Here is a 26,635-nt window from a genome sequence, read left to right on the forward strand (position 1 = left end):
ATACTTTTAGTGTTGACTTTTTTTTTGACCTAAGATGAATTATCTTAGAACTTGAAAAACTAAATATAATTATGAGAAACTTGTTTTCAAATATTAAAGGAGATGCCTTTGGAGGTATTACCGCAGGAATTGTAGCATTACCATTAGCATTAGCGTTTGGAGTATCATCGGGTTTAGGACCAACAGCAGGTCTTTATGGAGCGATCTTTATTAGCTTTTTTGCAGCCCTTTTTGGTGGTACAAGCACACAAATTTCTGGGCCAACAGCACCTATGACAGCCGTTAGTATGGTTGTTATTGCAGGTATAATTGCGGTTAATGACGGTGATGTAGCCAAAGCACTTCCAGTAATTCTTACTGTATTTTTACTAGCAGGTTTAATGCAAATTGGATTGGGTATTTTAGGCTTAGGAAAATACATAAGATACATTCCTTATCCTGTGGTTTCTGGTTTTATGACTGCCATAGGTGTTATTATTTTACTAACTCAAATTTTACCATCATTAGGATATTATCCAAAAGAAGACGTGGATTTTGTTAATACTTTTAAACCACAAGCCGAAGAGGTTATTTTAGAAAATATCTTAAAAGAAGAAGCAGGAGAAGGTATTTTGGTACTTGAAGATTTTAAAGAAACTATTGGTAGAGCAGAACACACAACTCAGGCAGATATTCTAAAGGAATCTCAAACATTAGCAGCTAAAGAAGCTTCGGGAGCATTGGGCGCAATAAAAGCATTTCCAAGAGCGATACAAAATATTAATTGGTTAGAGCTAATTCTAGCATTGGGGACTATTTTTATTATTTATGGTTTCAAGCGCATTACAAAAGCAGTACCAAGTACTTTAGTAGCTTTAATAGTTATGTCTGGAATTGCAGTTGGTTTTGGTTTAAATTATAGACCTATTGAAGAAATTCCTAGTGGATTACCAATTCCAAATTTAGAAATTTTTACAAGTTTCACACTTTCTAGCATAACACCATATATTTTCACTGCACTTACTTTAGCGCTTTTGGGAGCTATCGATTCATTACTTACCAGTGTAGTAGCAGATAACATGACAAAAACAAAGCACAAACCTAATAAAGAATTGGTAGGGCAAGGTATTGGTAACAGTATTGCTGCTGTGTTCGGAGGTATTCCAGGAGCAGGAGCAACGATTAGAACCGTAGTAAATATTTCTTCTGGCGGAAAAACAAAACTTTCTGGTATGATTGCAGGTATTATGTTACTTGTTATCTTATTGGGATTAGGACCTATAGCTTCTCAAATTCCTGCAGCCGTTTTAGCTGGAATATTAATTACTGTTGGTATTGGAGTTATGGATTATAAAGGATTAAAAGCTATTCCAAGTTTACCAAAAGACATGAAATTAGGTCCTATAAAAATGAGCTCTGAAGTTTTAATCATGCTTATTGTGTTAGTGCTTTCAACGTTTTGGAATTTAGTTTACGCTGTAGGTATAGGTTTAGTAATTGCTTCTTTAATGTTCATGAAAAAAATAGGCGATTTAACAGCAGAACGCAGTGATGTAAAACCGTTAAAAGAAGAAGCTTGGGCAGATGAAGATGGTTTTCCTCAAAATTTAAAAGAAGAAGTTTTTATAAAACACTTGAAAGGGCCATTGTTTTTTGGTTCTACGAGCGACTTCCAACAACTCACAGGGCAAATTCCAGATACAGCGCGTACGGTGGTAATAAGGTTAGGGCGCATGCAATATATGGATCAATCTGGGTTATATGCTATGGAAGATATGCTTCAAGAATTGAATAAAAAGAATATTCAAGTGCTTTTTGTTGGCTTACTTAAACAACCAAAATATATGATGGAGCGTATTGATATTATTCCAGATTTAATTCCAAATGAACATATATTCTCTACCTTTAAAGACTGTATGAAGTGGATAAAAGAGAACGTTAAAGATGTAATTTAACAAAACCTATGGACTTAGATAAAGTTTTTGAAAACAATAAACAGTGGATTAAGGACAAACTAGAAGTTCAAAAGGATTATTTTGAAGAATTAGGAAAAGGCCAAAACCCAGAGTTGCTATATATAGGTTGTAGCGATAGTCGTGTAACAGCCGAAGAACTTATGGGAGCAAAACCAGGCGAGGTATTTGTGCATCGTAACATTGCCAATATGGTATCTGGAATAGACTTAAACGCCATGAGTGTTGTTGAATATGCCGTAACACACTTAAAAGTGAAACATGTAGTGGTTTGTGGGCATTATGCTTGCGGTGGTGTAAAGGCAGCAATGCAATCGGCAGATTTGGGTGTTCTTAATGGCTGGTTACGTAATATTCGCGATGTTTATAGAATTCATAAACTTGAATTAAACAATATTGTCGATGAAGAAAAAAAATATGACAGATTAGTCGAGTTAAACGTTCAAGAACAATGTGTAAATCTTATTAAAACAGCAGCAGTTCAAAAAGCAGCTAGAGAAAGAGGATTAAAAGTGCATGGTTGGGTGTTTGATGTTCATACAGGAAAACTCATCGATTTAAAAATAAATTTCGAAAAATATCTTAGAGATATTATGGAGATATACCATTTAGATTAAAAGAAAAAGCCACTCAATTTGAGTGGCTTTTTTAATAGAACTAATTCAAAAAAAAACTAGAAAGTTGTTACACCTTCATTAGGGTTATATACATAATTAAAAGTATAGTATTGTGAGTCTGATGCTGTGTCAGTATCCTTGTAATAGCTTAATATTTCTAACTTAGCATACATGCCATTGTTCGTTTTTACAACAATTACTTTTCCTGCAATTGGAGAAATAATATGCGTTGTAGAATCGTAGTTATACCATCCGTTTCCAGAACCTGTAGTAATGGCTAAACCGTTTGTTGCGTCGTCCTGTGCTAAAGAGGTTTCGTTAACTGTTGAGATTTCAGCCAAAGTACCTGTAGCTAAATAAACTGAAGCATTACCAGTTCGTTCAGGTTGATCATCTGCTGTTGCAGTGCCACCATTTACTAGAATTGTAGAACCTCTAAAAGCAATATCCCAATTATCGCCAGTAGTTGTTGCACCGGTTTCAAATGAAAATTTAATATAATCGCCTGTTATGGTTGCAGGGTTTGTTGAGTAATCTGCGCTTTGTGTCGCTTGTAAATTACTTATAGTTTGCGTTTCAATTTCTAAAAGTGGTGTTGAGTTGTCATCATCACTACTGCAAGATGTAAAACCGATAAAAAGAGCTGTTAATGTTAAAAATTTGATTGTTTTCATAATGTTTATATATAGTTATTAAAATTGAATGTTTAATTTTCCGTAAATGATTCTGCCTGAAATATTACTAATGTTTTGCGTGTCTCTAAAGTTTAAAACATTGTCTATTCCGAAACCTAGTGTGTAGTTTTTAAAAAGTGTTTTATTTATTGCTAAATCCCAAATAGTGTAGCGTTTAACAAAATCATCATAAGTATCTAAATAAGTATTTCCGTTTGTATCGTAAAGACCGTATTTGCTTCTATAAGTACCACGAATATTGGCATCTAAATCAAGTTTGGTAAACTCATAAAACACTTTTAAGTTTCCCATATGTCGAGAACGATTGTATAACCCAAAGTAGTCTTGTTTTTTAAGCTGAAAAGAAGAAGAACTTGGTGTTAATCTTGCATAAACATTTCCATTTTTAAAAGCATCTTCAGCTTCTTTCTCTTTAGCAAAAAGTAATTGATATCCACCAGAAATTTTTAAGTTATTACTAGGTTTCCAACTTGTGTTTAACTCTAATCCTTGTGTGTAAACCTTATGTACGTTATAATAACTAAATACATTTTGACCGTTAGTTTTATTGGCTATAACACGGGTGTCTATTAAGTCGTTTATATTATTTCTAAAGGCATTAAAATTTAATTTTATAGAAGTAATAGGGTTATAATCAATTCCAACATTAAAGCTTACTGAGTTTTCTGGTTTTAATTCGTTATCAAATTCAGAAATAGGCACTACAATATTGGCAATTTGCCCCTCTTCTTCTAATTGAGGAATAGCTGTTGACACTGCATTGTAACCCAAAACGGTATACCCAACAGTTGCATTTGTAAAATCGAAATATAATTGCCTAAAATCTGGAGCTTTGTATCCATATCCTACAGAGCCTTTTACTGCTATTTTATCTGATAATTTATAGCGAAGTGCCACTTTTGGGCTGAATTGAGATTTATATTCGCTATGATTATCAAAACGTGCACCAAGAATAATATTTATTTTTTCGGTTGGATGTGTATCATATTGTAAATAAGCATAAGGCGAATTAAACTCAGGTTCTTTAGAAAAATCTGTTCTTTTTAATGTTTCATGATTCCAGCCTAAACCTCCAATAAAAGCACTTTTTTTATTAGGACTGTAAGTTGCTCTAATTTCTGGGCGTAATAATAATTGATTAAAATCACTTTCACTAAAACGAGAATTATCAGGGTTATTTAAATACTCATCAGCTTTATAACGTGTGGCATAAAATTCAAAATAGCTACTCCACTTTTCGCTATATTTATGTTTTAATTTTAAATGGGTATTCCATTCATTAATGTCACTTTCGCCTTTTAAATCTTCAGAAGCTACGTAATCTTGATTTTGTGTGTAATATCTTCCGGAAAGCAATAAACTAGTAGCGTCATTAAAATTATAATTAAGTTTTGTGTTAAAGATTTGATTGTTAAAAGGCTCTACGGTATTTAATGCATCGCTTTCGTTTAAATCATAACCATCACTATTAAAACTATTTACAAAAGTGCTTATTGAAAACTTCTTTTTTCTATACCCTAAATTTAAACTGTTATCGTAAGTATTAAAGCTCCCAACTCTGGAGTTTAAATCACCATTAAAACCATATTTTGGCTTCTCTGTTATAATATTAATTACGCCACCAAGAGCCTCACTACCATATAAACTAGACGATGCGCCTTTTACAATTTCAATCTGTTTAATGTTACCTACAGTTACTCTACTAATGTCTAAAGTACCTGCAGAACGACCAATAAGAGGAACACCATCTATTAAAATAAGGGTGTATTGCGAGTCTAAACCTTGTAATTGAATGCCTTCGCCACCACCAAAGTCTGGAACCGTAATTAATCCGGTTTGTTCGTTTAAAATATCACTTAAACGTAATGAGTTAACACTTTGTATTTCTTTTTTCGATATAATTTGAGCTGGCAATGGTAAAGAAGATAATTGCCTAACCGTTCTAGTGGCTGTTACAATAACATCTTCAAGTTGCTCTGTTTTAGTAGAATCTGTTTTTACTTCTTGAGAAAATCCTACACAACTTAAAAAAAGTGTAAAATAAATTAGAGTTTTATTTTTATTTAGACTCATTCTTGATTATTTTTGTGACAAATATAAACCTTATTTTAAATCAGTCTAAATAAGAATAACATTTTTTTAAATAAAATTCAAAACACAAAAACAAAACTTTAATAATGAAACAATTAGCCTTATTATCAATTTTATCTTTAGCATTTACCTTCAATTTAAATGCTCAAAACAAAAAGAAAGAAGACCAAAATGCCATTAAAAACATGTGTGGTTGCTATGATGTTGCCTTCAATTTTGCCGAAACATTTGAGTATTCTGGAGACTCAACTTATGTGCCTTCTGAAACAAAACATGCTGGCGGATTAGAGTGGGTACAATTGGTAGAAGATGATAAAGATAAAATCTCGATGCAACATTTATTGATTGTTGGCCCTCCAAATAATAAAATGATTGTAAAGCATTGGAGACAAGATTGGGAATATGAAAACACTAATTTATATGAATTTAACCATGATAATAAATGGACTTTTGTAAGTTTACCAAAAGATGAAGTGAAAGGACAATGGACTCAAAAAGTATTTCAAGTAGATGATAGTCCGCGTTACGAAGGTTCTGCTTCTTGGGTACATGTAGATGGGAAAAGCTATTGGGAAAGTACCACCGCCGCGCCTTTACCAAGACGTGAATATACCAAGCGAAGTGATTATAATGTAACCATTAGAAGAAACCGTCATGAAATTGTTAAAAACGGTTGGATTCACGACCAGGATAACGATAAGGTAATTCGTGAAGATGGTAAAGATGATGTATTATTAGCCCAAGAAAAAGGATATAACACTTATGTAAAAGTTGATGACAGTAAATGCAAAGTAGCACAGGAATACTGGAAGGAAAACCAAGCAAAATGGGCATTAGTAAGAACTAAATGGGATGACATTTTTGCTAGACAGAAAGATTTATCTTTAGAAGAAAAAGTAGATAATAAAGGATTGTTTAAGTACTTATTTGATGAAGAAAAGTACCAAACAGCCGAAGAAATTAATCCATTAATTGAATCATTTGTAAAAAAATAAAATGAAGTGTTCTAAATTATATTTAATAGTAATAACGCTTTTAGTAAGTGTTCACACGTTTTCACAAGAGAATGTTTTTCTAAATCGTGATTTTTGGAGTTCAAAACCAACGGTTGAAGTTGTAGATTCTAAAATTAAAGAAGGCAATAATCCATCTGAAGCTAATGGAAGTAATTTTGATGGTGTAGTTTATTCTATTTTACAAGATGCACCAATTGAAACCATTAAATATTTACAATCTCAAAAAGGAAACGATCCTAACAAGTTAACACACGATGGTAGAACGTACATTTTTTGGGCAGCTTATAAAGGTAACGTTGAGATTATGGAATATCTTTTAAAACAAGGTGCTAAAACCGATTTAACAGATGATAAAGGAAACACGATTCTTAATTTTGCAGCATCTTCAGGACAACAAAACACAAAAGTATATGACCTTTGTTTAGAGAATGGAGCAAATCTTAAAAATGATGTGACGCCAAATGGCGCTAATGCTTTATTGCTAGTAGCACCAAGTGATGAAAATTTTGCTTTAATAAATTATTTTCAATCAAAAGGATTAGATATTAATAGTGTCGATAATAATGGAAATGGCGTTTTTAACTATGTTGCAAGAACAGGAAACACTAGTTTATTAAACCAATTGCTTGAAAAAGGAGTTAAAGGAAATAATCAAGCATTTATATTTGCTGCTTATGGAGCACGCGGAAAAGCTAACGGAATTGAGGTTTATAAATATTTAGAAACTAAAAACCTAGATCCAAAAGCATCAAACGAGGAAGGTGCTTCAGCGTTACATATTTTAGCATCGAGAAGTAAAGATGTCGAAATCATAAACTTTCTTTTAGAAAAAGGATTAGATGTAAATCAAGAAGACCATTATGGTAATACAGCTTTTATGAATGCTGCTTCAAGAAATAATTTAGAAATAGTAAAATTGCTATCGGAAAGTTTAAAAGACATCAATCATGCTAATAAAAAAGGCGAAACAGCTTTGGCATTTGCTGTACAAAGAAATGATACAGAAGTGGTAACTTTTTTAATTAATAGAGGAGCTAAAACAGATGTTGTAGATACCAGCGGAAATAACTTGAATTATTATTTAGTAGACTCGTATTCTACTAGAAATAAAGAGCAATTTTCAGATAAATTAAATGTGTTAAAAAATAAGGGTTTTAAATTAGAGACACCTCAAAATAATGGAAACACATGGTATCATTTAGCTGTAGAAAAAAGCAGTATTGATTTATTAGAAATAGCAGCTAAAATGAACCAAGATGTGAATGCTAAAAATAGCGAAGGGAATACTGCACTACATCTTGCTGCAATGAAAGCTCAAAATGAAAATATTTTGAAATTTCTCTTAAACGAAGGTGCAAAAAAAGAACTTGAAACCGAGTTTGAAGAAACAGCTTATGATTTAGCACAAGAAAACGAGCTGTTAAAAAAGAATAATATTTCAATTGAATTTTTAAAGTAACACAAGTTGAAAATGAAGAAAATACATTTTATATCATTATTATTAGTCATAGCTTTTGCCTTAGTATCTTTTACAAAATTAGCCGAAACAACAAAATATAAATGCATGATTCAAATGACGAATTACACAGGCGAAGGCGCTTATGTCGTTATTTCGTTAATTAATCCAGAAGGCAAATATGAAAAAACATTGTATGTGCAAGGTGATGATGATGAGTGGTTTAATACATTAGAATCGTGGTGGAGTTTTTACGGAAAAAAGCGTAATAATATTGATGCAATCACAGGAGCAACAATTTCTGGTGGCGGACGAATTATTAGTGTGATTGATATTGAAGATTCTAAAATTAACGCTGGTTACAGCATTCGTTTTGAAACAGCTGTTGAAGATCAGGAATATTATACTAAAGATGTGGAGTTTCCATTAACATCAGAGACCGTAAAAAGCAAAAAAGAAGGTGCAGGCTTTATTCGTTATGTACGTATGATGCCAAATTAAAAGATTTTATATGACCATTTCAATTTGGAGATACAGTCATCTAGCGTTGGCTGTATCTTCTTTTGTTTTTATTCTTTTAGCTTCCATAACTGGAATTATATTGGCGTTTCAGCCTATTTCAGAACAAATTCAACCTTATAAAGTAGCCGATTTAAATACGATTTCTGTAGCAGAATTAGTAACTGTTTTTAAAGATAATTATCCTGAAATTATTGATGTTAAAGTAGATACTAACGACTTTGTAATCGCTTCGGTATTTACAGAGGAAGGTGATAATTTAGAAGGTTATTTTAATCCAAAAACGGCAGAATATTTAGGCGAAGAAATAGAAGTTTCTAAGTTTTTTCAATGGGTTACAAGCCTTCATAGATCATTATTTTTAAAAGGTATTGGGCGTTTTTTTGTGGGATTATGTTCTTTTTTGTTATTCTTAATTGCAGTTTCTGGCTCAGTGTTAATTTTAAAAAGGCAACGAAGTTTAAAAAAGTTCTTTTCTAAAATTGTTAATGAAAATTTTAATCAATATTGGCATGTGGTTTTAGGGCGTTTGTCTTTAATTCCAATCATTATCATTACAGTTACAGGAGTTTATTTGTCTTTAGAAAAGTTTGATTTATTGCCAAAAGCAGAAACTTCTCATAATATAGATTTTGACTCACTTTCTACAACACCAACACAAGCAGTTTCAGAATTTAAATTATTTAAAAACACACCACTATCTCAAGTTAAATCTTTAGAATTTCCCTTTTCTGAAGATGTTGAAGATTATTTCATCTTAAAATTAAAAGATAAAGAAGTTATTGTAAACCAATTTACAGGCGCTATTTTAAGTGAGATAAAATCACCTTTAGTTGACATGTTTTCAGGTTTAAGTTTGAATTTACACACCGGAAAAGGCAGTATTTTATGGTCTATAATTTTAGCCATTGCTACCGCAAATATTCTATTTTTTATCTATTCTGGATTTGCTATGACGCTTAAACGCCGTGCTTCAAAACTTAAGAATAAATATAAAAAAGACGATGCAAAATATATTATTTTAGTGGGTTCAGAAAACGGGAGTACTTTGCCTTTTGCTAATGCGTTTCATCAACAATTATTAAAAGCAGGAGAAACATCATATATCAGCGAGCTTAATAATTATAATACTTATAAAAAAGCCGAACATCTTATTATAATTACTGCAACTTATGGTTTAGGCGAACCGCCAACTAATGCTAGTAAGTTTTTAGAACGTTTAAAAGCAGTACAACAAGAACAAACAGTTAGTTATTCTGTTGTAGGTTTTGGGTCTTTAGCATATCCAGCTTTTTGCAAATTCGCATTCGATGTTGATAAGGCTATGCAAATTAAATACAATCAATTATTAGAACCATTTACTATTAATGATAAATCGGTAGAAGCTTTTAGTCAATGGATCCAAAAATGGAATGATAAAGTTGGCTTAAAAATAACAGTTCCTAAAGATGGTTTGGTAAGCAAACCTAAAACCAACAAAAAGCTTAAAATTATTAGTAAAACTAAAGTTTCAGAAAATCCTGATGATACGTTTTTAATCACTTTAAAACCTAAGAAAACATACAAATTCACATCAGGCGATTTGTTAGCGGTTTATCCCAAAAATGATTATCGAGAACGGTTGTATTCCATTGGTAAAGTAAATGGGAATATTCAATTAAGCGTTAAGTATTATGAAAATGGTTTGGCGTCTAATTATTTAAATAATTTCCAAATAAACAACCAGTTAAAAGCGCGCATTATTCAAAATTCTGCTTTTCATTTTCCTAAAAAAGCATCACGTGTGGTTTTAATTGCTAACGGTACGGGTATTGCACCATTTTTAGGCATGTTGCATCAAAATAGACAAACAGAAACTCATTTGTATTTAGGCTTACGAACTCAAGAATCTAACGCGTTGTATGAGTCACAAATAAATGCGTTATTAAAGCAACATAAACTTACTAAATTTCATTTAATATTATCGCAAGAAGATAAAAAAAGGTATGTGCAAGATGTGTTATTTAGAGATGCCATATTTATAGCAGAAACATTAAATAATAAAGGAATTATAATGATTTGCGGTTCTTTAGCAATGCAAAATGGCGTACTAAATATGTTAGAATCTATTTGTGTAAAGTATAACAATAAGCCATTAAGTTACTATCAAAACAATCTACAAATAAAAACAGACTGTTATTAAGCATCACTTTCAGAAGTAATTTCATCTTCCTTTGGTGTTAGTATATTTGGAAAAATCATAGGAACTAAAGATTTTACAGGTGTATAAAGTGCAGAATCATCTATGTTTTCTTCATCAATAAAGCTAATGGTACTGTTCATTTTGTCAAAAATATTCAAAACAACACTTAAAATAAGTGCAATTTTTAAAGCACCAAAAACACCACCAAGTAATTTATTTATAATACCAAGAGCGGCAAAATCTGCTAATTTTGTAAGTGCTTTTCCAGCAAGACCAATGGCTAGAACTATAATTACAAAAGTTATAGCAAAGGCAGTAATATTAATAGTTTTTTCGTTCCAATCTGTTTTTGTTTGTAAAAATTCGGCAGCGAAATTACTAAAATGAATGGCTCCATAAACACCAGCAACAAGGGCAACTAATGAGGCAACTTCAACAAAAAGGCCTTTCATAAACCCTCTAACAAGACCAAATAAAATTAAAGCTCCTAAAACAATATCTATAACACTCATAATTAAATTATTTAAGCAAATATAAAATAATAGTCACACTTAGGTTTATTAACTTTGCAGCTTTAAAATTATTATGTCTAGAGACGAACAATTAAAAGAACGCTGGGAATTGGTAGTGCAAAAACTATCCAATCAATTTGCCGATGGAGACACATTAGATCTTGATGCAATAATTTATTTAATAGGCGTGCAAGAACTGGGGCAGTTAGAAAGAAGCTTTAAAAAAGACCAAAAGCTAGACCTTATGCATATTGCAATATGTAAACTACTTATGCCTTATGGCTATTACGAACTCGATTTTGTAGATGATGAAGGATGGCCACATTACAAAACTCTAGAAAATTTACCCCATTTAAAAGCGGGCGAACAAAGTGTTTTAATGAAAGAAGCTATAGTTAATTACTTTTTAGAAACCGAGTATATAAATTAGTTTTTGGGCGTTACCTAAAGGTCGGGCTTTTCGTTACAATCTTTTTATTCGTACCTCTCAAAAAGGATTTCCACTACAATCCCTAACGCAGTTACATGAACACAAAATTTTTTATATTATAAGAAAACACCTATGTTTACATCTTAAAACCAAAGTAATTATGAAAAAAGTAATTTTACTTTTAAGTGTATTTGCAGTTGTATTAACTTCTTGTAGTAGTGATGATGATTCTTCATCACAAGACCCAATAATTGGAACTTGGAACTATTATAAAGCTTATACCAACGGAAATGAAGAAGTTTTAGATGAATGTGAGAAGCAAGAAAAGTTTATATTTAAATCTGATGGTTTAGTAGATTATGAATATTACGAAGAAGATGAATCAAATAATTGTCTTTTAGAGGAAGAGGTTTCAGGAACTTGGTCAAATGAAGGAAATAACATGTATACTTTGAATTTTGGTTTTGGAGATTCTACTCAAACTCTTACTTTTGAAAGTAATACATTCTATTACGAAGATAAAGATGGAAGTGATGTTTATAGAATAGTTTACATCAGAAAATAAGATTCAACAAATTATAAAAATACAACTCCTTATTATTGAAGGAGTTTTTTGTTTATAAAAATCACTAAATTTGCATTCATTTTTGAAATGACGTCATGATAGATAAGATTAAAGAGCTAATAGCTGAAGCCGAAGTTTTTAAAGCACAATCAAAAGAAGAGGTTGAAGCTTTCCGTATAAAGTATTTAGGTAAAAAAGGATTATTAAACGACTTTTTTGCTGAGTTTAAAAATGTAGCTAATGATCAAAAAAAAGAATTCGGTCAAACTATAAATAAACTCAAAAAAACCGCCGAAGACAAAGTAAATGCTCTAAAAGAAGAGCTTGAAAGTAACGAGGAAGTAAAAGGGGTTTATGGCGATTTATCGCGACCTGGTCAACCTATTCAAATAGGTGCCCGTCATCCAATATCTATAGTAAAAAATCAAATTATCGATATTTTTTCTCGTATAGGTTTTAATGTTAGTGAAGGTCCAGAAATTGAAGATGATTGGCATAACTTTACAGCATTAAACTTACCAGAATATCATCCAGCAAGAGATATGCAGGATACATTTTTTATTCAAACCAATCCAGATATTTTATTGCGTACACATACTAGTTCTGTACAAGTGCGTTATATGGAAAATAACAAACCACCTATTCGTACAATTTCTCCTGGTAGAGTTTATAGAAACGAAGCTATTTCTGCGCGTTCACATTGCTTTTTCCATCAAGTAGAAGGTTTGTATATTGATAAAGATGTGAGTTTTGCAGACTTAAAACAAACACTTCAACATTTCACGACAGAAATGTTTGGAAAAAGTAAAATACGTTTACGTCCTTCATACTTTCCGTTTACAGAACCAAGCGCAGAAATTGATGTGTATTGGGGATTAGAAACTGAAACAGACTACAAAATCACTAAAGGAACAGGTTGGTTAGAAATTGGAGGTTGCGGTATGGTAGATCCTAATGTGTTGGAAAACTGTAAAATTGATTCAAAAGAATATTCAGGATTTGCATTTGGAGTAGGAATAGATAGAATAGCCATGTTGCTTCATCAAATAGGTGATATTCGCTTATTAAGTGAAAATGATGTTCGTTTTTTAGAGCAATTTAAGAGCGCATTGTAAATTTAAAAACAGAATAAAAAGGCGTTAATCATTGATTAACGCCTTTTTTATTAATTAAGAGTTTCTTGAAACAACTTAAAAATTCTACGGTATTCATCAGACCAACTAGAAGCTTCAACAAAACCATGACTTTCAAGAGGGAACACAGCTAATTCCCAGTTTTCTTTTTTCAATTCTATTAAACGTTGAGATAAACGTACTACATCTTGAAAATGAACATTAGTATCTATCATGCCATGGAGCATTAGTAAGTTTCCTTTTAATCCTTCTGCAAAATATAATGGTGAACTTTGTTTGTAGGCTTTAGGGTCTTCAACAGGGGTGTTTAAAATTCTAGCTGTATATCCATGATTGTAATGTGCCCAATCTGTTACAGAACGAAGTGCAGCACCACTTTTAAACGTATCGGGCGATTTAAACATTGCCATTAAAGTTATAAAACCACCATACGAACCGCCATAAATTCCTAATCGATCTTTATCGATGTCTAGGTTTTCTACTAGATATTTAGCACCATCAATTTGGTCATCTAAATCTTTTCCACCCATATTGCGGTAGATTGCTGTTCGCCAATCTCTACCATAACCTTTACTTGCTCTAAAATCTATAGCTAAAACTGTGTAGCCATTATCTACTAAAATATTATGAAACATATATTCTCTATAATAAGAAGACCACCAATTGTGTACATTTTGAAGATAACCCGCACCATGAACAAATATTATAGCAGCACCATTTTTTTTAGCTTCACTAGGTTTGTAAAGTGTTGCAGGAACACTTACGCCATCACTAGCCGTAAAGTTTATTATTTCAGAATCTATCCATTTATAAGAATTAAAAGCATCGGTTGTAGACTGGGTTAATTGTGTCATTTCTGCGCCGGGTTTATTAGGCATTACATACAATTCCCATGGTTTGTTGGTGTAAGAATAGCGAATAGCTAATTGAGTTTCATCAGGTGATACTATAACTTCATGTCCACCTTTTCGTGATGTAATTTGTGTCATTTTTCCACCTTTTGCAGGTAAATGATAAAAATGTTGCTCGTGAGGACTCACTTTGTTGCTTGTTAAAAAAAAGGTGGTTTTATCTTTAGATAAGCTCACATCTAAAACCTCGAAATTTCCTTGGGTTAATGCTTTAATTTTTCCTGAATTAACATTAGCAGTATATAAGTGTGCATAACCTGTTTTTTCAGATTTAAACCAAATATTATCTTGATCTATCCAGCCCATTTCTGGACGTGAAAACCAACCTATTCCAGGACCACCAATCCACGCATCATCATGTTGTTTATCAATAAGTTTTAACTTTCCGTCTGTCAGGTTCACCAACATAATCCAACGGTCTTTATAATCTTGTGATGTAATATTTATTATTGCTTTACCATCATCTGAAAGTAGCGGTTTGTCTATTTCTACAGATCTTGGGTTTTCAAAACTGTCTTTATATTCTGAAAGGTTTTCAGCATAGTCCTTTAAATATTTAGGTTTGTCTTTAATGCCTTCTATAGAATCGGTTTTAATTTGATATGTTTCACTTGTTTTTAAGTTTAAAATCCAAGATTCATAAGTGTTTTGCTCGCTACCAACTTTTGGTCTTGCATTTAAATCATTAGTATAACCGCTTTTGGTAACATAATCCGGCACATTTGTATTTTTGTTTTTTGAAACAGAATACAGGCGGTAAACAACATATTTTAAATCTGCTGAAATATCAATATCTAATAACTTTTTATCATCTAAATAAATTGTTTTTGGACGACTAACTTGTGTTTGCTCTCTACGGTATTTTTGAGCATCAGTTTCATTTTTACGCTTTTCTAGAATATTAAAAGATTGTAATTGGTCATCTTCTAACCATTGGTCTTGTGAATTAAGATCGTGTTCAGTTTTTTCGTTTCCACTTTTAAAATCTGTAAGTTGAGTTGTTGTACCTTGGTTAATTTGCCATTTAAACAAATTGTTATCGAGCTTATAAATAATAGCCTTTTGATTACCTGAAAACTTTGGATTAGATTCTCTGGCAATGGTATTGGTAATCTGCTTTGATGAATAAGTGGAATTGTTCAATAAAAATAAATCACCGTTTTTTTCATAAACTTTCCATTGGAAATCTTTTGAATATACGCCGCTATTGGTTTTTGCTTTTAAATCTTCAAAAGAAAGTTTACTTATTTTTTTTGATTGAATGGCTATTTGATAGTTAGAACGAATAGTATCATTATTTGGATTCCAACTAAAATAAATATTTTTACTATCATCAGACCAGCTTAAAGTTTCAGGTAAATAACCTACAAAGTCTTCACCTTGCATAATTTGATCTATAGTTAGCTCAGATTGATTTTTAACCTGCCCAATACTTATAACAGTTACAAAAAGGAATAAAGAGAATATTAATTGTTTCATGGAGGATATAAATTTTATAAGCATGATACTAAATAACGAATTTAAAGTTAAGTATGAAATATGCTTATAAAGCTTTTTTATTTAACAATTATTTAACTTCGTTTAGTTCGGTTTGTTCCGAACTAAATTTATTTTTGCGTCTTAAATTTTTTAAATTATGAGTGCTGCAATATGTAAGCAAAAACAAAGATTGGTAGAAAAATTGGGTGTACTTCTAGAAAGTAAAGAACAATTGGCTCCAGTTGAAGCAAGAATTTTATCCTATATCATTTTAACTGGAAAAATAGGAACCACATTTGAAGATTTGGTAACACATTTATGCGCAAGCAAAAGCACTATTTCTACACATTTAAATCATCTACAAGATTTAAAGAAGATTATTTATTTCACAAAACCTGGAGATAGAAAAAAATATTTCACAATTAATCAAGATAATATTCTTCAGAGTATCGATAATATGATTCAATCTTGGTTAGATCAAAAAGATTTACATGTAGAGATTAGAGATTATAAAGAAAATGCAAATAGTGTCACAGAAGACGAAGCTTCAAAATTTGATTTAGGATTTCATGATAATTATATAAAATTTTTAGATGAAGCTACAAAATCAATTTCAGAATTAAGAACAAAAATCATAGAAAACAATAATCAATTTTAACCCAAAATAATGAAAAAGATCAACCAATATGTAGTATTAGCGCTAAGTATTACAACATTAATACTTTCAAGTTGCGCCAATAAACAAGAAAATCAACAAGCAGCTCAAAGGCCACCTTCACCTTTTCCTGTAGCTCAAATACAACATAAAACAGTAGTTGGATATGAAACATACCCAACAAATATTGAAGGGATTATTAATAGTGATGTAAGAGCTAAAGTGTCTGGATACATTCAAAAAGTATTTGTAGATGAAGGCCAAAAAGTAAGAAAAGGTCAAGCTCTATTTAAATTAGAAACGCAATCACTAAGCCAAGATGCAGGTGCAGCAAAAGCACGTATTAATGTGGCTCAGGTTGAAGTTGATAAATTAATTCCTCTTGTAGAAAAAAACATTATTAGTCCGGTACAATTAGAAACGGCTAAGGCAAATTTAGCACAAGCAAAAGCGAATTACAGCAGTATTGCGGCTAATATTGGTTATGCAACGGTAAGTAGTCCTGTTGATGGTTATGTAGGAGCTATTCAATTTAGAGAAGGGTCTTTAGTTAGTCCAGGTGATGAAACGCCTTTAACAACTGTAAGTGATATTAAGGAAGTTTATGCTTTTTTTACTTTGAACGAATCTGATTACTTAGATTTTTTACAAAATACTGAAGGAAAGAATTTAGCAGAAAAGATTGCTAATTTTCCAGAAGTTAGCTTAATACTTGCTAACGGAAAAACGTATTCTGAAAAAGGGAAAATTGAAACAAGTACTGGTCAAATAAATCAAAACACAGGAACTGTAAGCTTTAGAGCAGTATTTAACAATCCTAATCAACTTTTAACAAACGGTAATAGTGGAAAAATTAAAATTCCTACTGTTTATGAAAATGCAACAGTTATTCCGCAAGAAGCAACCTATGAACAACAAGGAAATGTTATGGTTTTTAAATTAGGAGAAAACAATACAGTCTCTTCTTCAATATTAAAAATTAAAGCAAACATAGATAATTTATATGTTATAGAATCTGGTGTTAAAGAAGGTGATAAAATTGTAGTTACAGGTGTAGGTAAGTTACGTAACGATATGCCAATTTCACCACAAGAAGTCCCTTTTGATAGTATAGTTAAGCCAATCGAGAAATTATTTAAAAACTAGAAACTTATAAATTATGTTAAAAACATTTATTGAAAGACCTGTACTCTCTACAGTTATTTCTATCATAATATTAATGCTTGGGTTTTTAAGTATTTCAAGCTTACCCATAGAACAATATCCAGATATCGCGCCACCAACTATAAAGGTGAGAGCTTCATATTCTGGAGCCAATGCAGAAACTGTTTTAGAAAGTGTGATTATCCCAATAGAAGAACAAATTAATGGTGTTCAAGGGATGACCTATATTACTTCAACAGCTGCCAATGATGGTTCCGCAGAAATTACTGTATTTTTTGAACAAAATGTAGATGCCGATGTTGCAGCTGTAAATGTTCAAAATAGAGTAACACGTGCAAACCCTTTATTACCACAAGAAGTAATTCAAACAGGGGTTACAACACAAAAAGAAGAAACAAGTGCCTTAATGTTCTTATCGCTTTATTCAGAAAACGAAAATTACGATGCTACATTTATTCAAAATTATTTAAAAATAAATGTGATTCCTGAACTAAAGAGGATAAATGGTGTTGGTGATGTAAATGTGTTTTCAAACCAAGATTACGCGATGCGTATTTGGTTAAAACCAGAAAAATTAGCAGCATACAACTTAATACCTTCTGATATTACAGCAGCTTTAAAAGAACAAAATTTAGAAGCAGCTGCAGGTTCTTTAGGAGAAAATAATGGAGAAGCTTTTACATATGTTTTAAAATATAGCGGACGTTTTAAAGAAGAAAAACAATATGCCGATATTATTATAAAAGCACTAGGAAATGGAGAATTTTTACGCTTAAACGACGTAGCAACTATAGAGTTAGATGCGCAGTCTTACGCATCTGGTGCAATGAGTTTAGGACACCCAGCAGTATTCATGGGTATTTTCCAAACAAAAGGATCAAATGCTCAAGAAATTATTGAAAAAGTTAAAGTTGCTTTAGATATTATTGAAAAAGATTTGCCAAAGGGCTTAAGTATTTTTATTCCTTACGATACCAGTTTATTTTTATCTGCATCTATTGAAAAAGTAGTAAGCACTTTATTAGAGGCTTTTTTATTAGTATTTATTGTAGTATTTATCTTTTTACAAGATTTTCGTTCCACATTAATTCCTGCAATAGCAGTTCCGGTGTCTATTATTGGAACATTTTTCTTCTTGAATTTATTTGGCTATTCTATAAATTTACTAACACTATTTGCAGTTGTTTTAGCCATAGGAATTGTGGTGGATGATGCTATTGTTGTTGTAGAGGCCGTTCATGCTAAAATAGATCAAGGCGAGAAAAACCCGAAAAAAGCAACATTAGTTGCTATGCATGAAATTTCTGGTGCCATTGTATCAATCACATTAGTTATGGCAGCTGTATTTATTCCTGTAACTTTTGTAGAAGGACCAACAGGTGTATTTTATAAGCAATTTGGTATCACTTTAATTATAGCGATTCTTATTTCTGCAGTAAACGCCTTAACATTAAGTCCGGCATTGTGTGCTTTGTTTTTAAAATCGCATGATGAAGAGGAATTAAAAAAGAAGAACTTTTTACAACGTTTTTATACACTTTTTAATCGCGGTTTTAATGCAACAGTTGAAAAATATGGAAATTCACTTCAATTTCTTTATAAGAGAAAATGGATTTCTGCAGTCTTATTATTAATTGCTGTTGTCGGTATTTTTTGGGCATCTAAAACAACTCCAACAGGTTTTGTTCCTAATGAAGATAGAGGAATTATTTTTACAAATATTGAATTGCCTGCAGGAGCATCATTAGATAGAACTGGAAAAATAATAGATGAGTTATATGGAAAAACACATAATTTAGAAGGTGTTGATGGAGTTTCATTTATTAGAGGACGAAGTTTATTAAGCGGTTCTGGAACTAATTATGCTATTGGATTTGTGAAGCTTGCAGATTGGAAAGATCGTGAAGACGAATCATTATCTACCGAAGCGATTACAGGAAAGTTATTTGGTATAGCATCAACCATTCCTGGAGCAAATATTATCTTTTTTGCACCACCTAGTATTCGTGGTTTTGGTAACTCTGCTGGTTTTGAAATTAACTTATTAGACCGTTTTGGAGGTGAGTTTACAGATTTAGATAAGGCAAACCAAGAATTTATTGGAGCTTTAATGCAGCATCCTGAAATTAAATATGCACAATCTTCTTTTAATACAAAATATCCACAGTATGAAATGGAGGTAAATGTGCCTTTAGCAAAAGAAAAAGGCGTGCCAATTAATAGTATATTTTCAACATTACAAGGTTATATAGGAGGTGTTTATGCGTCTGATTTTGCACGATTTGGAAAACAATTCCGTGTATACATTCAATCATTACCTGAAGACAGAGCAGATGTTGATGCTTTAAATAGCATGTATGTAAGAACAGATAGCGGTGAGATGACTCCAATTAATCAGTTTGTTACTTTAAAAAGAGTATATGGACCACAATCTGTAACACGTTTTAATTTATTGAATTCGGCAACATTATCTGGAGCTACAAATCCAGGTTTTAGTACTGGTGATGCCATTAGAGTTATTGAAGAAGAAGTGGCAAAATTACCAAGTAATTATTCCGTTGCTTATTCTGGTTTAACTCGTGAAGAAGCAAATGCAGGAGATCAAACCACATTTATTTTTATATTAAGTATTCTGTTTATTTACTTTTTACTTTGTGCGCAATATGAAAGTTATGTATTACCGCTGGCAGTTGTTTTTTCTCTTCCTTTTGGAGTTTTTGGAGCTTATTTAAGCGCTAAATTAATGGGGCTTGAAAATAACATCTATTTTCAAATTGCCTTAATCATGCTTATTGGTTTATTAGCTAAAAATGCCATTCTTATAGTAGAGTTTGCGCGCCAAAGACGACGCAATGGTGATAGCATTTTACATGCGGCTGTCGAAGGAGCTAAAGCTCGTTTGCGTCCTATTTTAATGACGTCTTTCGCTTTTATTTTAGGGTTAATGCCATTAGTTTTAGCAAAAGGTGTTGGAGCAGAAGGAAACAGATCTATTGGTACAGGAGCTGCAGGAGGAATGCTTATAGGAACCATTTTAGGTGTATTTGTAATTCCAATATTATTTATACTATTCCAATGGCTACAAGAAAAAATTACAGGAGCACCTGTTCCTAATACAATTAATGAAAACAACGCAATAGAAAACTAGAACAATGAAAAAAAATAAAATATATAGTTTATTACTAATTGCAAGTATTCCATTGCTTTTAACGTCTTGTTTTTCTGCTAAAGAATATACAAGACCAGAAATAATAAACCAAGACCAATATTTTACAAGCTCTATTTCTAAAGACAGCTTATCCATGGCTCTAGTGCCTTGGAAAGAAATGTTTACAGATCCAGTATTGCAAAGTTATATTGAAGAAGCATTAACTAATAACATCGATATTAGAGTTGCTTTACAGCAAATATTAGCAGCGGAAGCTTATTTTAAACAAGGTAAAGCAGGTTATTTGCCAACCTTAAATGGAAGTGCACAATATACGCATCAAGAAAATTCTGAAAACAGCCAATTTGGAAGTTCTTTTCCTTCATTAGATTCTTACGAATTAGCAGCGAATTTATCTTGGGAAGCAGATATTTGGGGTAAAATAAGAAGTAATAAGCGTGCTTATAATGCATCATATTTGCAAACTGTTGCAGCACATAAAGCTATTAAAACAGAACTTATTGCTCAGGTGTCAACAATTTACTATCAATTACTTTCTATTGATGAGCAAATTAAAATTACCGAAGAAACAATTGGTAATCGAGAGAAAAGTTTTGAGACAACAAAAGCTTTAAAAGATGCTGGAAATGTTACGGAAGTTGGAGTGAAACAAACTGAAGCTCAGTTGTACACAGCGCAAGCCATTTTAATCGACTTGAAAATTCAAGATCGTTTATTGGAAAACACCATGTCTATTTTGTTAGGTAAAGCACCAGAGAGTATAAATAGAAGTACACTTGAAAGCCAAATTATTACAACCGATTTAAATACTGGTGTGCCTTCTCAATTATTGAGTAACAGACCAGATCTTATGGCTGCAGAATATCAATTAATAGAAGCTTTTGAACTCACTAATGTATCTAGAAGTAATTTTTATCCGTCACTTACTTTGTCTGCTTCTGGAGGATTTCAAAGTTTAGATTTTGATAATTTTTTCAACACGAATTCTCTTTTTGCAACTCTAGTTGGTGGTTTAACTCAGCCTATTTTTAATGGTAGAAAAATTAAAACGCAATACGAAGTATCGAAAGCGCAGCAAGAACAGGCGCAGTTACAATTTAAGCAAGCGTTTTTAGTTGCAAGTAAGGAGGTTTCAGATGCTTTATATTCGTATCAAGCAGTTACCGAAAAGATAGAAGTAAAACAAAAGGAATATGATGCTTATAATTTAGCTAGTGAGTATTCCTCAGAATTATTAAACAACGGTTATGCAAACTATTTAGAAGTTTTAGTAGCACAAGAAAATGCTTTAAACTCTAGATTAAGTTTAATAACTATTAAATACAATCAGTTAAAATCTATTGTAGATTTATATAAAGCTCTTGGAGGCGGCTGGCAATAATTCTTAGAGTTTTATGTGTTAGAAATGATTAATAAAAAATATCTTTTAGAATGTTCTGTAACTAAATTTTTAAAATTTGGAAGTAAATCTTTTACTTTAGATGAGCTTTCGAAAGATTTAGGTATTTCTAAAAAAACCATTTATAAACATTTTAAAAACAAAAAGGAACTTATCTCAAACAGTATTTTATTTTTAATAGATAATTATACTGAAGAGTACAAAATAGCAATTGATAAGATTGAAGATCCTATTGAGAAAGTTATAGTTATATATGAAATAGGCTTAAAATATCTCAAATATTTTAAGCCTTCTTTTTTGTTTGGCTTAAAAAAATATTATCCAAAAGCAGATGAGATTTTCGAAAATTTTAAGAAGGAAACAGTTTACGAAATAGTTTATGGGTTTTTAAATGAAGCTAAAACAAAAGGACATATAAGAGAAAACGTTGATTTAAGATTGGTGTGCGAATTATACTTTTTAAGAATGGAAAATGTAACGTTTAAAAACAAGAATCTTTTTGAAGAGTACAGTTTAGAGACATTGTTGCAACATTTAATAATTAATAATTTAAGAGGCATTACAACCCAAACTTATTCAAGCGCATATTTTGAATAATTTATTATGTTTGCAAAATGAAAAAAGACATCGAGATTCCAAAAGTAAAAGGCGTTTATGTAGCAGTTGTAAATGAGTATAATGATATATATAAAACTCAAGATTGGAATGCTTATATTATAAATGAAAAAGATGTTGATTTAGAAATGGTTATTATTGTAACAGATGGCTATTCTGAAAATAAAATAACCTCAAAATTTCGAAAAAAAATTGATGTTTTACCTAAAAAAAGCTATGCTAAAATTGAATTGATGCAAGAGGAATTATTTGCACTAAACAATCAATTTAAAGTCTCTTTTTTTGAAGGTAATCAGATGTTTGATAAAACATACCTTTTTAGAAAAAACACAATTAATTTAAAAGCGTTACAGTCCGTTCCTTTAATGGATGTAAAAGGTGTTTTAGTGAAGTAGTTTTTCGTTAACTTTTTTCGTTTTTATAATTTTCGTTTTTACAAATTCGTTTAAATCTATACTGTATAAATTTGAAGAAGAAGATTTAGAAAACTCATCTTCTATGTAGCCTCCAAGCAAATATATTTTCTCTTCATAATAGTACAGTTCTGAAGCTTTTAAATTTAAATCTATTTTATATTCATTTAAATCTTTCGAAACAATATTGTAAGTTAATAGCTTGCCATCATTAAAAATATAAATAACATTTTGGTTATATGTTAAAGCTGGCTTTTCTATGCCATAAAACAAGTTGCCTTCTTTTGTCCATTCACCAGTTAAAATGTTATAAGATTCTATTTCAGATAATGGTTTGTCATTAAAACCACCAATAAGATATATTTTGTTTTTAATCAAAAGGCCTTTTGCTTCCATTGCTTTTGGCATATCATTTAACTCATACCAATAACCTGTTTCTAAATTATAAATATGAGATTTGTTGGTATAAACTTTTTTTCCTTTTTTATTTAGTTTTACGGATCCTCCCATAACAATAATATTATCATTATAAATAAATGATTCAAAATTTACTGCTTGATGGGGATTAGTGTCATCGGTTACAATAGTGTTATTTTTTAAATCTAAAACCTCAATTTTATCGTCTAAGTACTCATGTTTTCTACTTACTGATAAACTTTTTCCGCCAATAATATATAATTTATTATCAAAACAGTTTAGTGTGTTATAGGCACGTTTTCTAAACTTTAAATCAGATTTTTGCCAAGTGTCTTTTGTAATATCATAAACTTGTAAATCGCCCTTATAGTTTTCCCATGACGGATTCATTTTTAAACTTTTTAAAAAATCCTCAAAAGTTGATTCGGCAGTATTGCTTAAATCATTAAGCGCTTTTTTTTCTGTATTTACTATGTTTGAAGCATCACCACCAATAACATATATTTTAGATCCTACTAAAGAAGACGCAAAGGAGTGTCTTCCTGTTTTTATGGAAGATAATTTTTTGAAACTAATGTTAGAATTTAATTTAATGTTAGAATTAATGAAAATCTCGTTGAGATTTTCAGTTTTTTTGGAAAGATAAATAGTGCTATTTTTTAGTTCTGAAAATAAATGTTTTTTTAGAGAATACCCTAGAATTGAAAAAAAGATCGTATCACTTTTTTTAAGATTAGAGTTTAAATAAAATTCGCCTTTTTCATTAGAAGTTGTACCATTATTGGGTTTGTTAATGTATATATTAACATTTTCTAAAGGTTTTTTCGATTCTTGGTCTAAAACAATACCTTTAATATTTTGACTAAATAAAGTATATGTTGAAAATAATAGAAGTGAAAATAATTTTATTCTAAATAAGTATTTTGGCTCTATTTTTGTCTTAATCAACATTCTTTAAAATAGTTTTCAATAAAATTAAGCTACTTTATAAATGACTGGTAAAAAAGTATTTTAATCCAACTTATCGGTCAATCTTTTAAATACTTTTTTAGGATCTTTATTTTCGTAAAGAATCTCATAAACGGCATTTATAATAGGCAATTGTGTTTTTTTTGCGTTTTTTTGGTTTAATAAATGAGCACTTTTTGTAGCGTAATAACCTTCGGCAATCATACTCATTTCCATTTGTGCAGATTTAACAGTATAGCCCTTACCAATCATGTTTCCAAACATTCTGTTTCTAGAAAAAACAGAATATCCTGTAACTAATAAATCGCCTAAGTATGCAGAATTATTAATGTTACGTTTCATTTTATGCATTTTTTTAATAAAACGGCGCATTTCACGTATGGCATTACTCATAAGTACACTTTGGAAGTTATCGCCATAACCCAAACCATGAGCTATTCCTGCAGCAATAGCGTAAATATTTTTAAGCATAACGGCATATTCTATACCAATAATATCATCGCTAATTTTAGTTTTTATATAATCGCTAGAGAAGTTTTTTGCTATGGCTTTTGCTTTACTAGAATCAGAACAGGAAATAGTTAAATAAGACAAACGCTCTAGAGCTACTTCTTCTGCATGACAAGGACCTGCAATAACTGCAATATTATTAAAAGGAACTTTGTAAACATTATGAAAATGCTGCCCTACTAAAAGCCCTGTTTCTGGCATAATACCTTTAACAGCAGAAACAATTGTTTTATTTGAAATATCTACATTTAGCTTTTCTAATTCGCTATGTATAAAAGCTGAAGGAATTACAAAAATCAAAACATCGGCATAATCTGCCATCTCATTAATATCATTACTTAGTTTTAATTGCTCTAAATGAAACTCTACAGAACTTAAATAATTGGGGTTATGTTGCTCTTTTAATAAATGCTCTTTAGTGTAAACACTTCGCATATACCAACCAACTTCATCTAAATTTTCGCAAAGCATTTTTACAATTGCTGTAGCCCAACTTCCTGCTCCAAAAACCGCATATTTTAAAGGTTTGTCCATAAACGATAAATAATTTACTGCCTCAAAAATACGTAAAATATTAAGGATTGCTAAATGAAGAAATTATTAAGAATATTTTTTTGGCACGCGTTTTGAAACTCTATCAATAGAAACCCTAAAATATTTGATTATGAAGACTATAAAATTACTTTTAAGCTTTGCGTTAACAGCAACACTTTTTACCTCGTGTTATACAGAGGTAACTGTAGATGACTATAATGATGTACCACAAATCTCATTAAACCAATTGTTAAACTCGTATGAGTTATGGTATGTTGATATTAATGCAACCACAGGTTATGGAGAAACACCTTTTTTACAAAAAGCGTTTACAATTTCATTTAGAAATGGCGTGGTTTATGCAAATAACAATATTGTTGGATTAGGAGATAACGGTGGTGGTTTTGGAATTGATGTTGGAGAATATGATGCTTACAATATGATTTTAGATGTATATCATGATATTGATGGGTTTGAAACTTTTGATGTTTATGAAATAGATAATAATACCATTGAGTTTTACAATCCAAACAACGATACCTCTTACTTTTTAAATGGCTATCAACGTAGTAATTTTGATTACGACTTTGTGTTCTATGATAATATTCACTATTTCTTACAGGAATATGAAGCTTGGGAAAAAACATATACCAGTGATTTTGGAGCAATTAATGAGTTTGATAACGAAAATTATTTACAATTCTTAGCAGGAGGAAACGATTCAACTTTTAGAAGCTCACAAGACACAAATATTTCTAACCCAGATAATTTATATTGGGATTACACAGGAGTTTATGGTGTTGGAAACGTTAGCAATAATATGTATCTAAAAACTTTAACATTAGATTATGATTTCTTAGGCAATGAATATTTTGAATTGAGCGTTATAAATGATGGAAGGATAGAGTTGTTTCATCCAGCCTCAGAAACGGTTTATGAATTTGAAGGAAGAGGTTATATACAGTACTTAAAAACTGGTAATACAAAAGGAAAAACAACAAGTTTAAAAGAAGATAAAAAACGTAAGTTTAGAAAAGATAAAGTAGCAAACCCAAGAGAAAACACAAGGGTTAAATAAAAATTTTGGTTGGTTATTTAGTTTAGAAACCGTTTAAAGTATTGTGCTTTAAGCGGTTTCTTTTTTTCGTGATTTTATCTTTAATTAATTATTAATTATGTGACTTTTTGTTTTTTCTGTGTCATATATTATGTAAGTTTAGCATATATAAATT

At 31.0% G+C, this 26,635-nt stretch carries 22 protein-coding genes; 16 read left to right on the top strand and 6 right to left on the bottom strand.

What is annotated here, in order from left to right:
• Positions 1-71: 71 nt before the first annotated feature.
• Together BT151_RS04610 and BT151_RS04615 are read left to right on the top strand one after the other, a co-directional pair.
• Positions 72-1,934: a SulP family inorganic anion transporter gene (locus tag BT151_RS04610; protein ID WP_072400573.1), complete on the top strand. Its 1,863-nt coding sequence runs from the start codon at positions 72-74 to the stop codon at positions 1,932-1,934.
• 8 nt (positions 1,935-1,942) lie between these two features.
• Positions 1,943-2,569 carry a carbonic anhydrase gene (locus BT151_RS04615; protein WP_072400574.1) on the top strand — a complete coding sequence of 209 codons (627 nt, stop codon included), beginning with the start codon at positions 1,943-1,945 and terminating at the stop codon, positions 2,567-2,569.
• Positions 2,570-2,625: 56 nt separating this feature from the next.
• Here BT151_RS04615 and BT151_RS04620 read toward each other — a convergent pair whose 3' ends face one another.
• A complete protein-coding gene (locus tag BT151_RS04620; protein WP_072400575.1) occupies positions 2,626-3,243 on the bottom strand; it encodes an HmuY family protein in 618 nt (205 codons plus the stop codon).
• Between the two features lie 18 nt (positions 3,244-3,261).
• Positions 3,262-5,337, bottom strand: coding sequence for a TonB-dependent receptor plug domain-containing protein (locus BT151_RS04625; protein WP_072400576.1), 2,076 nt, complete (start codon positions 5,335-5,337; stop codon positions 3,262-3,264).
• A gap of 104 nt (positions 5,338-5,441) precedes the next feature.
• Here BT151_RS04625 and BT151_RS04630 point away from each other — a divergent pair, with 104 nt between their 5' ends.
• Genes BT151_RS04630 through BT151_RS04645 form a run of 4 tightly spaced genes read left to right on the top strand, consistent with a single transcriptional unit; the run spans position 5,442 to position 10,528 of the window.
• A complete protein-coding gene (locus BT151_RS04630; RefSeq protein ID WP_072400577.1) occupies positions 5,442-6,350 on the top strand; it encodes a DUF6607 family protein in 909 nt (302 codons plus the stop codon).
• A gap of 1 nt (position 6,351) precedes the next feature.
• Positions 6,352-7,830, top strand: coding sequence for an ankyrin repeat domain-containing protein (locus BT151_RS04635; RefSeq protein ID WP_072400578.1), 1,479 nt, complete (start codon positions 6,352-6,354; stop codon positions 7,828-7,830).
• Between the two features lie 12 nt (positions 7,831-7,842).
• A complete protein-coding gene (locus BT151_RS04640) occupies positions 7,843-8,328 on the top strand; it encodes a DUF2271 domain-containing protein (RefSeq protein WP_072400579.1) in 486 nt (161 codons plus the stop codon).
• Between the two features lie 10 nt (positions 8,329-8,338).
• Complete coding sequence (locus BT151_RS04645) at positions 8,339-10,528, top strand: PepSY domain-containing protein (RefSeq protein WP_072400580.1); 2,190 nt, start codon at positions 8,339-8,341, stop codon at positions 10,526-10,528.
• Here the strand turns inward: BT151_RS04645 and BT151_RS04650 are convergent.
• A complete protein-coding gene (locus BT151_RS04650) occupies positions 10,525-11,040 on the bottom strand; it encodes a CvpA family protein (protein WP_072400581.1) in 516 nt (171 codons plus the stop codon). The two genes, BT151_RS04645 and BT151_RS04650, sit on opposite strands and share 4 nt — an antisense overlap.
• 73 nt (positions 11,041-11,113) lie before the next feature.
• Between BT151_RS04650 and BT151_RS04655 the strand changes: the two genes are divergently transcribed.
• The 3 genes from BT151_RS04655 (at position 11,114) to pheS (ending at position 13,150) form a co-directional block, all read left to right on the top strand.
• Complete coding sequence (locus BT151_RS04655) at positions 11,114-11,470, top strand: hypothetical protein (RefSeq protein ID WP_072400582.1); 357 nt, start codon at positions 11,114-11,116, stop codon at positions 11,468-11,470.
• 160 nt (positions 11,471-11,630) lie between these two features.
• Positions 11,631-12,035, top strand: coding sequence for a lipocalin-like domain-containing protein (locus BT151_RS04660; protein WP_072400583.1), 405 nt, complete (start codon positions 11,631-11,633; stop codon positions 12,033-12,035).
• Positions 12,036-12,130: 95 nt separating this feature from the next.
• Complete coding sequence (pheS, locus tag BT151_RS04665) at positions 12,131-13,150, top strand: phenylalanine--tRNA ligase subunit alpha (protein WP_072400584.1); 1,020 nt, start codon at positions 12,131-12,133, stop codon at positions 13,148-13,150.
• 50 nt (positions 13,151-13,200) lie between these two features.
• Here pheS and BT151_RS04670 read toward each other — a convergent pair whose 3' ends face one another.
• Entirely contained in the window at positions 13,201-15,558 is a 2,358-nt protein-coding gene (locus BT151_RS04670; protein WP_072400585.1) for a S9 family peptidase, read from the bottom strand.
• Between the two features lie 157 nt (positions 15,559-15,715).
• On the opposite strand from BT151_RS04670, the gene BT151_RS04675 reads away from it, so the two are divergent.
• From BT151_RS04675 to BT151_RS04700, 6 genes are read left to right on the top strand one after another with little or no spacing between them, the layout of a single operon-like run.
• The gene (locus tag BT151_RS04675; RefSeq protein ID WP_072400586.1) at positions 15,716-16,216 is read left to right on the top strand and encodes a GbsR/MarR family transcriptional regulator; all 501 of its coding nucleotides are present in this window, start codon (positions 15,716-15,718) and stop codon (positions 16,214-16,216) included.
• A gap of 9 nt (positions 16,217-16,225) precedes the next feature.
• On the top strand, positions 16,226-17,359 hold the full coding sequence (locus BT151_RS04680; RefSeq protein ID WP_072400587.1) for an efflux RND transporter periplasmic adaptor subunit: 1,134 nt from the start codon (positions 16,226-16,228) through the stop codon (positions 17,357-17,359).
• A gap of 13 nt (positions 17,360-17,372) precedes the next feature.
• Complete coding sequence (locus BT151_RS04685; RefSeq protein WP_072400588.1) at positions 17,373-20,525, top strand: efflux RND transporter permease subunit; 3,153 nt, start codon at positions 17,373-17,375, stop codon at positions 20,523-20,525.
• 4 nt (positions 20,526-20,529) lie between these two features.
• On the top strand, positions 20,530-21,927 hold the full coding sequence (locus BT151_RS04690; protein ID WP_072400589.1) for an efflux transporter outer membrane subunit: 1,398 nt from the start codon (positions 20,530-20,532) through the stop codon (positions 21,925-21,927).
• Positions 21,928-21,951: 24 nt separating this feature from the next.
• Positions 21,952-22,542 carry a TetR/AcrR family transcriptional regulator gene (locus BT151_RS04695; RefSeq protein ID WP_072400590.1) on the top strand — a complete coding sequence of 197 codons (591 nt, stop codon included), beginning with the start codon at positions 21,952-21,954 and terminating at the stop codon, positions 22,540-22,542.
• A 17-nt stretch (positions 22,543-22,559) separates the two neighbouring features.
• Positions 22,560-22,955 carry a hypothetical protein gene (locus BT151_RS04700; RefSeq protein ID WP_072400591.1) on the top strand — a complete coding sequence of 132 codons (396 nt, stop codon included), beginning with the start codon at positions 22,560-22,562 and terminating at the stop codon, positions 22,953-22,955.
• Here the strand turns inward: BT151_RS04700 and BT151_RS04705 are convergent.
• Together BT151_RS04705 and BT151_RS04710 are read right to left on the bottom strand one after the other, a co-directional pair.
• On the bottom strand, positions 22,944-24,341 hold the full coding sequence (locus tag BT151_RS04705) for a Kelch repeat-containing protein (RefSeq protein ID WP_084647858.1): 1,398 nt from the start codon (positions 24,339-24,341) through the stop codon (positions 22,944-22,946). The genes BT151_RS04700 and BT151_RS04705 overlap by 12 nt on opposite strands.
• A gap of 60 nt (positions 24,342-24,401) precedes the next feature.
• Positions 24,402-25,403, bottom strand: coding sequence for an NAD(P)H-dependent glycerol-3-phosphate dehydrogenase (locus tag BT151_RS04710; RefSeq protein ID WP_072400592.1), 1,002 nt, complete (start codon positions 25,401-25,403; stop codon positions 24,402-24,404).
• Between the two features lie 130 nt (positions 25,404-25,533).
• Here BT151_RS04710 and BT151_RS04715 point away from each other — a divergent pair, with 130 nt between their 5' ends.
• Positions 25,534-26,481, top strand: coding sequence for a nicotinic acid mononucleotide adenyltransferase (locus BT151_RS04715; RefSeq protein ID WP_072400593.1), 948 nt, complete (start codon positions 25,534-25,536; stop codon positions 26,479-26,481).
• Positions 26,482-26,635: the final 154 nt, after the last annotated feature.

Origin of the sequence: Flaviramulus basaltis (assembly GCF_900114265.1) — a bacterium.
Classification (GTDB): domain Bacteria; phylum Bacteroidota; class Bacteroidia; order Flavobacteriales; family Flavobacteriaceae; genus Flaviramulus; species Flaviramulus basaltis.